A 12,964-nucleotide genomic window follows, 5' to 3' on the forward strand; every position below is an offset into this window, starting at 1 on the left:
CGCGACGTGGAGGCGTCGCGTCACCGGATTGTAACGCGGTGCCCCACCCGCCGCTGACGCCGCACTCAGGGCGTCAGGACCGGCCCGAGCGGCCACGTACCGGACAGCACCTTGTCGAGCCACATCGTACCGATGATCGTCTTCACGTCGGAAATCTGGCCCGTGCGCACCCATTCCTGCAAATCGGCCTGCGTCGCGGTGAAGGTCTCGAGGAATTCGCCCTCATCGAGCTTGCGCTCGCCGGCCGTCAGCCCGCGCGCCAGGTACAGGTCGATGAATTCGGTCGAGTAGGAAATGATCGGATGAATGCGGGCCAGGAACACGTACTCGCGTGCGGTGTAACCCGTTTCCTCGCGCAGTTCGCGCACCGCGCAGGCGAGTGCGCCTTCGTTCGGGTCGAGCTTGCCGGCCGGGAATTCGGCCATCACCTTGCCGATCGGGTAGCGAAACTGGTTTTCCATCAGCACGCGGCCGTCGTCGAACAGCGGGATCACCATCACCGCGCCCGGATGCTGGACGTATTCGCGCGTGGCCTTCTTGCCATCCGGCAGGCGGACGATATCGCGCTTGAGCTTGAGGAACGCGCCGTCGAAAATCGCCTCGCTCTCGAGGCAGGTTTCGGTCAGTGCGGCGTCGTGATTGGGTAGTTCGGCCATCGGCGGCTCCGGGAATGAGCGCGACGGCCGAAGCCGTCAGCGTCGTTTGACGAGATACTGGAACGTGAAGCCGGGAAACGCGAACACGACGAAAAGACTGAACGTGATCGCGTAGAACTGCCAGCCCTGTTCGAAGCGGTTGCCGGCGCGCGACTCGAGCCAGAAGCCGAGCGCGCCGACGATGAAGTACAGCACGATCAGCTCGCCGATCCGCACCCACCCGCCCTTCTTCGTCGCGCCGAACGGCACGACGGCGAAGAGGCGTTGGTTCAGGAACGGCAGGTTGGCGCAGACGAACGCCAACAGCACGATAAACCAGCCGGCTGCCGACATTACAGCGGCAGCGTGTGGCGAATTGCCTGCAGGCAGGCCGTCAGCAGCGGGCTCGGGATCAGGCCGAGCACGACGACCGCCAGGCCGTTCAGCACGAGGATCGTGCGCTTGCAGAAATCGCCCGTGATCGGCGTTGCATCCTGCGGTGCATCGAAGTACATCAGCTTCACGATGCGCAGGTAGTAGAACGCGCCGAACAGCGACGTGATCACGGCCAGCACGGCCAGCCACGTGAGGCCCGCGTTGACGGTCGCCTCGAGCACGGCGAGCTTCGCATAGAAGCCGACGGTCGGCGGGATGCCTGCCAGCGAGAACATCATGACCATCATCACGAACGCGAACACCGGGCTGCGCTTGTTGAGGCCCTTGAAGTCGTCGATCGTGTCGGCTTCGAAATCGCGGCGTGCGAGCAGCATCACCACGCCGAACGAGCCGAGCGTCGTGATCAGGTAGACGATCGCGTAGAACATCGCCGAGCTGTATGCATTCGCCGGCGCCGACGCGTCGCCCTTCACGATGCCCGCGAGCAGGCCGAGCAGCACGAAGCCCATGTTCGAGATCGCCGAATATGCGAGCATCCGCTTGATGTTGCGCTGGACGATACCGGTGATATTGCCGACGATCAGCGACAGCGCGGCGAGGATCACGAGCGCGGTCTGCCAGTTCTGCGCGAGCGGCAGCAGGCCCATCACCAGGAAGCGCAGGCCCCACGCGAACGCGGCAACCTTCGGGCCGCCGCCGACGAACAGCGTCATCGCGGTCGGTGCGCCCTGGTAGACGTCCGGCACCCACATGTGGAACGGCACGGCGCCGAGCTTGAACGCGATACCGGCGACGATGAAGACCACGCCGAACATCAGCACGGCTGCGTCGGTGTTGCCGCCGACCGCCTTGTACACCTCGCCCAGCTCGAGCGAGCCGGTCGCGCCGTACAGCATCGAGATGCCGTACAGCACGAAGCCCGACGCGAGCGCGCCCAGCACGTAGTACTTCATCGCGGCTTCGCTCGACTGCGCGGCGTCACGGCGCAGTGCGATGACTGCGTACAGCGACAGCGACATCAGTTCGAGACCGAGGTACAGCGTCAGGAAGTTGTTGCCCGACACCATGACCAGCTGGCCGAGCAGCGAGAACATGCCGAGCAGGAACACGTCGCCGCGGAACATGTCGCGATCCTCGAGGTACTTGCGCGAATAGACGAGCGAGACCGCGAAACCGAACGACACGACGGCCTTCATCGTGCTCGCGAACGAGTCGACGACGACCATCTTCGAGAAGAAGTAGTACTGCTGCGGGTCGAGTGCCTGCACCGCGAACCACACGCCGGCGACGACCGACGAAACAACCGCGATCAGGTAAGTCAGGCGGCGGCCGGAAGCACCGGTAAAGGTGTCGTTCAGCCATGCGACGACGATGGCGGCCATCACCAGCGCGTCAGGCAACAGGACATTCATAGGAGCGTTCATGATCTTGATTTCCTCCGCTCGCGATTACTGCGCCAGCGGCAGCTTGGACTGCGCGACATGGGAGAGGAGGTTTTCCACGGAAACGTGCATCACGTCGGTGAAAGGCTTCGGATACAGGCCCATCAGCAGCGTGAACGCGGCGAGCACGGCCAGCATCAGGAATTCGCGACGGCCGATGTCCTTCAGCTTGGCAACGTGATCGTTCGCCACCGCGCCGAAGTACACGCGCTTGTACATCCACAGCGTGTAAGCAGCGCCGAGGATCAGCGTGAACGCCGCGCCGAATGCGATCCAGAAGTTGTACTGGACGGCCGCGAGAATCACCATGAACTCGCCGACGAAACCCGACGTGCCCGGCAGGCCGCAGTTGGCCATCGAGAACAGCATCGCGAACGCCGCGAACTTCGGCATCACGTTGACGACGCCACCGTAATCGGCGATCTGGCGCGAGTGCACGCGGTCGTACAGCACGCCGATGCAGAGGAACATCGCGCCCGACACGAAGCCGTGCGAAATCATCTGGATGATCGCGCCTTCGACGCCGAGCTGGTTGAAGATGAAGAAGCCGAGCGTGACGAAGCCCATGTGCGCGATCGACGAATACGCGACCAGCTTCTTCATGTCGGCCTGCACCATCGCGACGAGGCCGATGTAGATCACCGCGATCAGCGACAGCGTGATCACGACGGGGGCCAGGAAGTGGCTCGCGTCAGGCGTGATCGGCAGCGAGAAGCGCAGGAAACCGTACGCGCCGAGCTTCAGCATGATCGCGGCCAGCACGACCGAGCCGCCCGTCGGCGCTTCCACGTGCGCGTCCGGCAGCCACGTGTGCACCGGCCACATCGGCACCTTCACCGCGAACGCGAGGAAGAACGCGATGAACAGCAGGATCTGTGGCGTCATCGCGATCTTGGCGTTCTGCCACGTCGCGAGGTCGAACGAATGCGTTTCCGTATACAGGTAGATCAGCGCGACCAGCATCAGCAGCGAGCCGGCCAGCGTGTACAGGAAGAACTTGAATGCCGCATACACGCGGTTCGGGCCGCCCCACACGCCGATGATGATGTACATCGGGATCAGGGTCGCTTCGAAGAACACGTAGAACAGCAGGCCGTCGGCCGCCGAGAAGACGCCGATCATGATCCCGGACAGGATCAGGAACGCCGCGAGGTACTGCGCGACGTTCTCGGTGATGACTTCCCATGCGGCGATCACGACGATCACCGTGATCAGCGCGGTCAGCACGACGAACCACATCGAGATGCCGTCGACGCCGAGGTGATACGCGATGTCGAAGCGCTCGATCCAGGTCGACTTCTCGACGAACTGCAGCGCAGCCGTGCTCGAATCGAAGCCCGTGATCAGCGGGATCGTGACCGCGAGGCCGAGCAGCGAACCGATCAGCGCGATCCAGCGGGCCGTCCCCGGATTTTTGTCATTGCCCACCGCAAGCACGAGGAGGCCGAAAACGATCGGCAGCCAGATCGCGGTACTGAGAATCGGAAAAGCGTGCATTAAGTTGTCCCCCGCCTTATTTGCCGCCGAGCGTTACAAACAGGGTCAGGAGCCCCAGCATGCCGATGATCATGGCGAACGCGTAGTGATAGATGTAACCGGATTGGAGGAAGCGGATCACGCTGGCGAACCAGCCGATGAACCGGGCGCTGCCGTTGACGAGGCCGTCGATCACGACGACGTCACCTTCCTTCCACAGGCCGCGGCCGATCGCCACCGAACCACGGGCGAACACCACTTCGTTGATCTTGTCCATGTAGTACTTGTTGTCCAGCAGCGTGTAGATCGGGCCGAACGCGCGGCGGATCGACGCCGGCAGATCCGGACGCTTCAGGTACAGGAACCAGGCGACAACGACACCGGCGAGCGCGAGCCAGACCGGCAGACCCGACACCGAGTGCAGGCCCATGCCCACCCAGCCGTGGAACTCCTCGGCCATCTCGGCCAGCGCCGGGTGGTTTTCGCCGATGAAGATCACCTTGTCGAATGCAACGCCGTGCTGGAAGAAGTCGCCGAACAGCATCGGGCCGACCGCGATCGCACCGATGATCACCGACGGGATCGCCAGCAGGACCAGCGGCACCCACACGACCCACGGGGTCTCGTGCGGCTCGTGCGCGTGGTCGTCATGACCATGGCCATGACCGTGGTCGTCGTGGCCGTGCGCGGCCGCCATGCCCATCGGCGATTCCGGATGCTTCGGCTTGCGGAAGCGCTCTTCACCGTGGAACACCAGGAAATACATGCGGAACGAGTACAGCGCCGTGACGAACACGCTCGCGACGACCGCGAAGTACGCGAAGCCCGAACCCGGCAGGTGCGAAAGCTTCACCGCGTCGATGATCGAGTCCTTCGAGTAGAAGCCCGAGAAGAACGGCGTACCGATCAGCGCGAGCGAACCGATGAGCGACGTGATCCACGTGATCGGCATGTACTTGCGCAGGCCGCCCATGTTGCGGATGTCCTGGTCGTGGTGCATGCCCATGATGACCGAGCCGGCGCCGAGGAACAGCAGCGCCTTGAAGAACGCGTGCGTCATCAGGTGGAACAACGCGACCGGGTACGCGGACACGCCGAGCGCGACCGTCATGTAGCCGAGCTGCGACAGCGTCGAATAGGCGACCACCCGCTTGATGTCGTTCTGGATGATGCCGAGGAAGCCCATGAACAGCGCCGTGATCGCGCCGATCACCGTGACGAACGACAGCGCGGTATCCGACAGTTCGAACAGCGGCGACATGCGCGACACCATGAAGATGCCGGCCGTCACCATCGTCGCCGCGTGAATCAGCGCCGAGATCGGGGTCGGGCCTTCCATCGAGTCCGGCAGCCACACATGCAGCGGGAACTGTGCCGACTTACCCATCGCGCCGATGAACAGGCAGATACAGGCCACGGTCAGCAGGCCCCAGTCGGTGCCCGGGAAGTGCAGGCTCGCGAGTTCCGCGCGCTTCGCGAACACTTCGCCGTAGTTCATCGAGCCGGCGAATGCGAGCAGCAGGCCGATGCCGAGCAGGAAGCCGAAGTCGCCCACGCGGTTCACGAGGAACGCCTTCATGTTCGCGTAGATCGCGCTCTCACGCGTGAAGTAGAAGCCGATCAGCAGGTACGACACCAGACCCACCGCTTCCCAGCCGAAGAACAGCTGCAGGAAGTTGTTGCTCATCACGAGCATCAGCATCGAGAACGTGAACAGCGAGATGTACGAGAAGAAGCGCTGGTAGCCGTCTTCTTCCGCCATGTAGCCGATCGTGTACACGTGCACCATCAGCGAGACGAAGGTCACGACGACCATCATCATCGCGGTCAGCGAATCGACGAGGAAGCCGACTTCGAGCTTCAGCGAGCCGACGTTCATCCATTCGTAGACGGTCGCGTTGAAGCTTGCGCCGCCCATCACGTCGAAGAAGACTTTCGCCGACAGGAGGAACGCGATCATTACGCCGAGGATCGTGATCCGGTGTGCGCCCTTGCGCCCGACTGCGTTCCCGAACAGCCCCGCAATCAGCGAGCCGGCCAGCGGAGCGAGCGGAATCGCCAGCAGCAGGTTTTCATTGAGTGTCGTTGACATAACAGCGTTGCCTGAAATTAACCTTTGAGCTGATCGAGATCCTCGACATTGATCGTGTCGAGCTTACGGAACAGGGTCACCAGAATCGCGAGGCCGATCGCGGCTTCCGCTGCGGCGACCGTCAGCACGAAGAACACGAAGATCTGGCCGTGCACATCGCCGAGGTAGTGCGAAAACGCGACGAAGTTGGTATTCACCGCCAGCAGCATCAGTTCGATCGACATCAGGATGATGATGACGTTGCGGCGGTTCAGGAAGATCCCGACGATCGCGATCGCAAAGAGGATCGCGCCGAGCACGAGGTAATGAGCAAGAGTCAGCATGGTTTTCCTTTCCTCCGCTTAGCCGTTGGTGCCCGAACCGGCTTCGCTCTGCGCCGTTTCCGGCTGCGGCTTGTCCGCTTCCATCTTCACGAGGCGCACACGGTCGTTGCGGCGCACCTTGACCTGATCCGACACGCGCTGGCGCTTGCTGTCCTTGCCCTTGCGCTCGGTCAGCCCGATCGCGGCAATGATCGCGACCAGCAGCACGAGGCCGGCGATTTCAAACGCGAAGATGTAGTCGGTGTAGATCACCTTGCCGATCAGTCGCGTGTTCGACCAGTTGGCCATCTCGCCCGTCGCCATCGCGTGCACCGTCTGCGTGTCGCCGTAGCCGCGCCACAGGATCAGCGCGGTTTCGATCACGATGATCGCGCCGACCACGGTCGCCATCGGGACGAAGCGCTTGAAGTCGCGGCGCAGGTAGTCGATGTTGATGTCCAGCATCATCACGACGAACAGGAACAGCACCATCACGGCGCCCACGTAGACCAGCACCAGCAGGATCGCGAGGAACTCCGCTTCCAGCAGCATCCAGATCGCGGCGGCGTTGAAGAACGCCAGCACAAGGAAAAGCGCAGACGCCACCGGGTTGCGCGAAGTGATCACCTTCAGCCCTGATACCACCAGGAGCAGCGCGAAGATGTAGAACAGTACGGTCGTGAATTCCATGATTACCGGTTCATCGTTAGGCCATAGTCAGGCGCGGCTTGCGGGACGCTCTCGCGAGCCGCACCCGTCGCGGCGGCTCGGCCCAGGCTTCGGGCCGGCACTGCAAACACAATCAACGATACGGCGCGTCGGCAGCCTTCGCCGCGGCGATGTCCTTCTCGTAGCGATCGCCCACCGCGAGCAGCATTTCCTTCGTGAAATACAGGTCGCCGCGCTTTTCGCCGTGGTACTCGAGAATCTGCGTCTCGACGATCGAATCGACCGGGCAGCTCTCTTCGCAGAAACCGCAGAAGATGCACTTCGTCAGGTCGATGTCGTAGCGCGTCGTGCGGCGCGTGTTGTCCGCGCGCGTTTCCGATTCGATCGTGATCGCCATCGCGGGGCACACGGCCTCGCAGAGCTTGCACGCGATGCAGCGCTCTTCGCCGTTTTCATAACGGCGCAGCGCATGCAGCCCGCGGAAGCGCGGCGAAATCGGGGTCTTCTCTTCCGGGAACTGCACGGTGAACTTGCGCTTGAACGTGTAACGACCGGTCAGCGCGAGCCCCTTCAGCAGCTCGGTCAGGAAGAAAGTCTTAAAGAAGTGTTGGATAGCCGTCATGATTTCGTCCTTACTTCACCCAGATGTTCAGCGGCGACATCATCCAGCAGCCGACCACGACCACCCAGATCACCGTGACGGGCAGGAACACCTTCCAGCCCAGACGCATGATCTGGTCGTAACGGTAGCGCGGGAACGTTGCGCGGACCCAGATGAACACCGACAGCAGTGCGAAGACCTTCAGCACCAGCCAGAAGACGCCCGGGATGAACGACAGGAATTCGAACGGTGCGTCCCAGCCACCGAGGAACAGCGTCGCAGCCAGCGCCGAGATCACGATCATGTTGATGTACTCGGCGAGGAAGAACAGCGCGAACGCCATGCCCGAGTAATCGATCATGTGACCGGCGACGATTTCCGACTCCCCTTCCACCACGTCGAACGGGTGGCGGTTCGTTTCGGCGATGCCCGAAATGAAGTAGACGACGAACGCCGGCAGCAGCGGCAGCCAGTTCCACGACAGGAAGTTCACGCCGTGGCCGGCGAAGAACCCGTGCTGTTGCGAACCCACGATTTCCGACAGGTTCAGGCTGCCGGCCGTCATCAGCACCAGCACCAGCGCGAAGCCCATCGAGATTTCGTACGACACCATCTGTGCCGCGGCGCGCATCGCGCCGAGGAACGCGTACTTCGAGTTCGATGCCCAGCCCGCGAGAATCACCGCATACACGCCGATCGACGAAATCGCCATCGCGTACAGCAGGCCCGCGTTCACGTTCGCGAGGACCGCTTCGGCCTGGAACGGGATCACGGCCCACACGGCGAATGCCGGCACGACGGTCATCACCGGCGCGATCAGGTACAGCCAGCGGCTGGCGGCGCTCGGCTGAATGACTTCCTTCAGCAGCAGCTTCAGCACGTCGGCGATCGGCTGCAGCAGGCCGCCGGGGCCGACGCGGTTCGGGCCGAGACGCACGTGCATCCAGCCGATCAGCTTGCGTTCCCACAGAATCAGGTACGCGACGCACAGCAGGATGACGACGGAGACGACGAGGATGCGCACGACGGCCCACACCGTCGGCCATGCGAAGCCGAGAAGCTGGGACCCGCCCGCGTTGATCGTATCGAACAAGCTCATTTACGCCTTCTCCACCACCAGTTCACCGGACAGGCTGCCGAGCGCTGCGCCGGCAGGCGTTGCCGCCGACACGCGAACGACCGTCTCCGCAAGATTCGCGTCGCGCACGGCCGGCAACTGCACCGCACGCTCGCCCTGGCGCACGCGCACCGCGTCGCCTTCCTTCAAGCCCAGCTTGTCGAACAGCGCGGCCGGCAGGGCTGCGGCATTCGCCGCCTTCGCGGCGGCCGTCAGGTGCAGCGCACCTGCACGGCGCACGAGCGCGTCGGCGTGATAGATCGGCACATCGGCCAGACGCTCGAAGCCGCCGTTCGCGGCATTCGCGGCGGCGCGCACCGGCGCGACCGACGTCTGGTTCGACAGGCGGCCCGCGACGCCGGCGTCGCCGAGCGCGGCGAGACGCACTTCTTCCGAGGTCTCGTATTCGAAGTTCGGCAGGCCGAGCAGGCTGCCGAGCACGCGCAGCACCTTCCAGCCCGGACGCGTATCGCCGAGCGGGCGCACGACGCCGTTGAAGCTCTGCACGGTGCCTTCCGCATTCACGTACGTGCCGGCCGTTTCCGTGAACGGCGCAACCGGCAGCAGCACGTCGGCGTAGTCGAGGCCGTGCTTGAACGGCGACATCACGACGACCATTTCCGCCTGGTTCAGCGCGGCCAGTGCCTGTGCCGGATCAGCGGTGTCGAATTCCGGCTCGACGTTCAGCAGCACGTAGCCCTTGCGCGGCTGCGCGAACGCTTCACGTGCGTTCAGGCCGCCTTCGCCCGGCAGTGCGCCGACGACGTGCGCGCCGACCGTGTTCGCCGCTTCCGTCAGGAAGCCGAACGTGGCGCCGGTGTTGTCGGCGATCCACTTGGCGACGGCGTGCAGCTTCGCGAATTCCGGATGGCGGACCGCGACGTTGCCGAGCAGCACCGCACGGCGTTCGCCGTTCGCGAGCGACTGGGCGACAGCCTGCGCGGCCGGCGATGCGGTGACGCCTGCCAGCGCGTCGGGCAACGCGACGCCGCGCAGTTGCGCGACCGCGGCAGCGATGCCGGCCAGCTGGTCGAGCCATGCCGACGGCGCGGCAACGATGCGCTGCGCGGTCGGGATCAGTGCATCGTCACCGGTCGCGTGCAGGAAGTGCAGCTTCGCGCCGTTCTTCGCGGCCTGACGCAGGCGGGCGGCAAACAGCGGGTGGTCGCGGCGCAGGAACGAACCGACGACGAACGCGGCGTCCACGTTCGACAGGTCGGCGATCGGCATGCCGAGCCACGGTGCGCCCTGGACCGGCGCCGAGAAATCCTGCTGACGCAGACGGAAATCGACGTTCGGCGTCTTCAGTTCGTTGGCGAGCTGCTTCACGAGGAACAGCTCTTCGGCGGTGCTGTGCGCGCTCGCGAGCATCGCCAGCGCGTTCGCGCCGTGATCCGCGGCGATGCCCTTCAGGCCCTTCGCGACATATTCGAGCGCGGTCTGCCAGTCGGTTTCGATCCACTGGCCGCCCTGCTTCAGCATCGGCTTCGTCAGGCGCTCTTCGCTGTTGAGGCCTTCATACGAGAAGCGGTCCTTGTCCGAGATCCAGCATTCGTTGATCGCTTCGTTCTCGAACGGCAGCACGCGCATCACGCGGTTGTTCTTCACCTGCACGACGAGGTTCGCGCCGACGGAATCGTGCGGGCTCACCGACTTGCGGCGCGACAGTTCCCACGTACGGGCGCTGTAGCGGAACGGCTTGCTGGTCAGCGCGCCGACCGGGCACAGGTCGATCATGTTGCCCGACATTTCGGAATCGACCGTCTTGCCGACGAACGTCGTGATTTCCGAGTGCTCGCCGCGGCCCAGCATGCCGAACTCCATCACGCCGGCGATTTCCTGGCCGAAGCGGACGCAGCGCGTGCAGTGGATGCAGCGCGACATCTCTTCCATCGAGATCAGCGGGCCCACGTTCTTGTGGAACACCACGCGCTTTTCTTCCGAGTAGCGCGACGACGACTTGCCGTAGCCGACCGCCAGATCCTGCAGCTGGCATTCGCCGCCCTGATCGCAGATCGGGCAGTCGAGCGGGTGGTTGATGAGGAGGAATTCCATCACCGACTGCTGCGCCTTCACGGCCTTGTCGGATTGCGTATGGACGATCATGCCGGCCGACACGGGAGTCGCGCAGGCAGGCACGGCCTTCGGCATCTTCTCGACTTCGACGAGACACATCCGGCAGTTGGCCGCAACCGACAGTTTCTTGTGATAGCAGAAGTGAGGAATGTACGTATCCGCCTTGTGCGCAGCCTGGATCACCATGCTGCCTTCGGGCACCTCGACCTTCTTGCCGTCTATTTCAAGTTCAACCATGATGGTGAATGGTCCTTAACCTATTTCCGCCCGTTCGCGCCTTCGCCCGACCGTGCGCTCAAATTCCGCAACCGGGTTCGCTTCAGGCTGCCGCCGCGTGCGCGTGGCCGCCGACCATGCAGTGCTTGTGCTCGACGTGGTACGCGAATTCGTCCCAGTAGTGCTTGAGCATCCCGCGTACCGGCATCGCCGCCGCATCGCCGAGTGCACAGATCGTGCGGCCCATGATGTTCTCGGCCACCGAGTTCAGCAGATCCAGATCTTCCTGGCGCCCTTCGCCGTGCTCGATACGGTTCACGACGCGATACAGCCAGCCGGTGCCTTCACGGCACGGCGTGCACTGGCCGCACGATTCCTCGTAGTAGAAGTACGACAGGCGCAGCAGCGAGCGCACCATGCAGCGCGTCTCGTCCATCACGATCACCGCGCCGGAACCGAGCATCGAGCCCGCCTTCGCGATCGAATCGTAGTCGAGATCCGTCTGCATCATGATGTCGCCCGGGATCACCGGTGCCGACGACCCGCCCGGAATCACGGCCTTGATCTTCTTGCCGCCGCGCATCCCGCCGGCGAGCTCCATCAGCGTCGCGAACGGCGTGCCGAGCGGCACTTCGTAGTTGCCCGGACGCTCGACGTCGCCCGACACCGAGAAAATCTTCGTGCCGCCGTTGTTCGGCTTGCCGATCTCGAGGTAATTCTGCGGCCCGATGGACAGCAGGAACGGCACCGCGGCGAACGTCTCGGTGTTGTTGATCGTGGTCGGCTTGCCGTACACGCCGAAGCTCGCCGGGAACGGCGGCTTGAAGCGCGGCTGGCCCTTCTTGCCTTCGAGCGACTCGAGCAGCGCCGTTTCCTCGCCGCAGATGTACGCGCCGTAGCCGTGGTGCGCGTGCAGCTGGAACGAGAATTCCGAGCCCATGATGTTGTCGCCGAGGAAACCCGCTGCACGCGCTTCATCGAGCGCGGCCTCGAAGCGTCGATACACTTCGAAGATTTCGCCGTGGATGTAGTTGTAGCCGACGGTGATGCCCATCGCGTACGCGCCGATGGCCATGCCTTCGATCAGCGCATGCGGGTTCCAGCGCAGGATGTCGCGATCCTTGAACGTACCCGGCTCGCCTTCGTCCGAGTTGCAGACGAGGTACTTCTGCCCCGGGAACTGGCGCGGCATGAAGCTCCACTTCAGGCCGGTCGGAAAACCCGCACCGCCGCGGCCGCGCAGGCCCGACGCCTTGACGTCGGCGATCACCTGCTCGGGCGGAATCTTTTCTTCGAGAATGCGGCGCAGCTGCTTGTAGCCGCCGCGCGCGACGTAATCTTCGAGATGCCAGTTCTCGCCGTTCAGACCAGCGAGGATCAGCGGTTTGATGTGACGGTCGTGGAGGGACGTCATTTCGAGAGCTCCTCAAGCAGCTGGTCGATCTTCTCGCGGCTCATGAAGCTGCACATTCTGTGATTGTTCACCAGCAGCACCGGCGCATCGCCGCACGAGCCCATGCATTCGCCTTCCTTCAGCGTGAACTTGCCGTCAGGCGTGGTCTCGCCGAAGCCGATGCCCAGCTTCTGTTTCAGGTAGTCGGCAGTCGCTTCCGCGCCGCCGTGCGGGCCAAGCTGGCACGGCAGGTTCGTACAGAGCGTGATCTTGTGCTTGCCGACCGGGTTGAGCTCGTACATCGTGTAGAACGTCGCGACTTCCTGCACGGCAACGGCCGGCATGCCGAGATAGTCCGCAACGAACTGCATCAGTTCGGGCGACAGCCAGCCGTGCTCTTCCTGAGCAACGGCCAACGCCGACATCACGGCGGACTGTTTCTGATCGGCGGGATACTTCGTCAACGCTCGATCGATTTCCTTCAGGCCTTCAGCTGAGATCATTTTCAGACACGACTCTTTCAATTCCTACCGAACGAACAACCTGCCG

Annotated in this window: 12 protein-coding genes; all 12 read right to left on the minus strand. The window is 63.5% G+C overall.

Going from position 1 to position 12,964, the window contains the following annotated elements; translation table 11 throughout:
* Positions 1-65: 65 nt before the first annotated feature.
* The gene (locus PQB87_RS12660; protein WP_021162820.1) at positions 66-656 is read right to left on the minus strand and encodes an NUDIX domain-containing protein; all 591 of its coding nucleotides are present in this window, start codon (positions 654-656) and stop codon (positions 66-68) included.
* 36 nt (positions 657-692) lie between these two features.
* Entirely contained in the window at positions 693-989 is a 297-nt protein-coding gene (locus PQB87_RS12665) for a DUF2818 family protein (RefSeq protein ID WP_021162819.1), read from the minus strand.
* Positions 989-2,443 (minus strand): NADH-quinone oxidoreductase subunit NuoN, encoded by a 1,455-nt coding sequence (gene nuoN, locus PQB87_RS12670; RefSeq protein WP_027786870.1) that lies wholly within the window; start codon positions 2,441-2,443, stop codon positions 989-991. The genes PQB87_RS12665 and nuoN overlap by 1 nt, the downstream gene beginning before the upstream one ends.
* 36 nt (positions 2,444-2,479) lie before the next feature.
* Positions 2,480-3,970, minus strand: coding sequence for an NADH-quinone oxidoreductase subunit M (locus PQB87_RS12675; protein ID WP_021162817.1), 1,491 nt, complete (start codon positions 3,968-3,970; stop codon positions 2,480-2,482).
* 16 nt (positions 3,971-3,986) lie between these two features.
* Entirely contained in the window at positions 3,987-6,041 is a 2,055-nt protein-coding gene (nuoL, locus tag PQB87_RS12680) for an NADH-quinone oxidoreductase subunit L (RefSeq protein ID WP_021162816.1), read from the minus strand.
* Between the two features lie 17 nt (positions 6,042-6,058).
* Positions 6,059-6,364 (minus strand): NADH-quinone oxidoreductase subunit NuoK, encoded by a 306-nt coding sequence (gene nuoK, locus PQB87_RS12685; protein WP_006478272.1) that lies wholly within the window; start codon positions 6,362-6,364, stop codon positions 6,059-6,061.
* Between the two features lie 18 nt (positions 6,365-6,382).
* Positions 6,383-7,033: an NADH-quinone oxidoreductase subunit J gene (locus PQB87_RS12690; protein ID WP_021162815.1), complete on the minus strand. Its 651-nt coding sequence runs from the start codon at positions 7,031-7,033 to the stop codon at positions 6,383-6,385.
* 112 nt (positions 7,034-7,145) lie between these two features.
* Complete coding sequence (gene nuoI / locus PQB87_RS12695) at positions 7,146-7,634, minus strand: NADH-quinone oxidoreductase subunit NuoI (RefSeq protein ID WP_009691265.1); 489 nt, start codon at positions 7,632-7,634, stop codon at positions 7,146-7,148.
* A gap of 10 nt (positions 7,635-7,644) precedes the next feature.
* The gene (gene nuoH / locus PQB87_RS12700; RefSeq protein WP_059688503.1) at positions 7,645-8,712 is read right to left on the minus strand and encodes an NADH-quinone oxidoreductase subunit NuoH; all 1,068 of its coding nucleotides are present in this window, start codon (positions 8,710-8,712) and stop codon (positions 7,645-7,647) included.
* Complete coding sequence (gene nuoG, locus PQB87_RS12705) at positions 8,713-11,043, minus strand: NADH-quinone oxidoreductase subunit NuoG (protein WP_048020499.1); 2,331 nt, start codon at positions 11,041-11,043, stop codon at positions 8,713-8,715. It lies immediately after the preceding gene.
* An 82-nt stretch (positions 11,044-11,125) separates the two neighbouring features.
* Positions 11,126-12,436, minus strand: a complete 1,311-nt coding sequence (gene nuoF / locus PQB87_RS12710) for an NADH-quinone oxidoreductase subunit NuoF (protein WP_006478267.1) — start codon at positions 12,434-12,436, stop codon at positions 11,126-11,128.
* Positions 12,433-12,918 carry an NADH-quinone oxidoreductase subunit NuoE gene (gene nuoE, locus PQB87_RS12715; RefSeq protein ID WP_006756903.1) on the minus strand — a complete coding sequence of 162 codons (486 nt, stop codon included), beginning with the start codon at positions 12,916-12,918 and terminating at the stop codon, positions 12,433-12,435. Before nuoE ends, nuoF begins: the two co-directional genes overlap by 4 nt.
* Positions 12,919-12,964 lie beyond the last annotated feature (46 nt).

This window comes from Burkholderia sp. KL41 (genome assembly GCF_057005415.2).

Bases quoted from the DNA above. Each gene is read 5' to 3' on its own strand.
- nuoG (WP_048020499.1), bottom strand. From the start codon at position 11,043: ATGGTTGAACTTGAAATAGACGGCAAGAAGGTCGAGGTGCCCGAAGGC.
- nuoN (WP_027786870.1), bottom strand. From the start codon at position 2,443: ATGAATGTCCTGTTGCCTGACGCGCTGGTGATGGCCGCCATCGTCGTC.
- nuoL (WP_021162816.1), bottom strand. From the start codon at position 6,041: ATGTCAACGACACTCAATGAAAACCTGCTGCTGGCGATTCCGCTCGCT.
- nuoH (WP_059688503.1), bottom strand. From the start codon at position 8,712: ATGAGCTTGTTCGATACGATCAACGCGGGCGGGTCCCAGCTTCTCGGC.
- nuoE (WP_006756903.1), bottom strand. From the start codon at position 12,918: ATGATCTCAGCTGAAGGCCTGAAGGAAATCGATCGAGCGTTGACGAAG.
- nuoK (WP_006478272.1), bottom strand. From the start codon at position 6,364: ATGCTGACTCTTGCTCATTACCTCGTGCTCGGCGCGATCCTCTTTGCG.
- PQB87_RS12660 (WP_021162820.1), bottom strand. From the start codon at position 656: ATGGCCGAACTACCCAATCACGACGCCGCACTGACCGAAACCTGCCTC.
- PQB87_RS12675 (WP_021162817.1), bottom strand. From the start codon at position 3,970: ATGCACGCTTTTCCGATTCTCAGTACCGCGATCTGGCTGCCGATCGTT.
- PQB87_RS12665 (WP_021162819.1), bottom strand. From the start codon at position 989: ATGTCGGCAGCCGGCTGGTTTATCGTGCTGTTGGCGTTCGTCTGCGCC.
- PQB87_RS12690 (WP_021162815.1), bottom strand. From the start codon at position 7,033: ATGGAATTCACGACCGTACTGTTCTACATCTTCGCGCTGCTCCTGGTG.
- nuoF (WP_006478267.1), bottom strand. From the start codon at position 12,436: ATGACGTCCCTCCACGACCGTCACATCAAACCGCTGATCCTCGCTGGT.
- nuoI (WP_009691265.1), bottom strand. From the start codon at position 7,634: ATGACGGCTATCCAACACTTCTTTAAGACTTTCTTCCTGACCGAGCTG.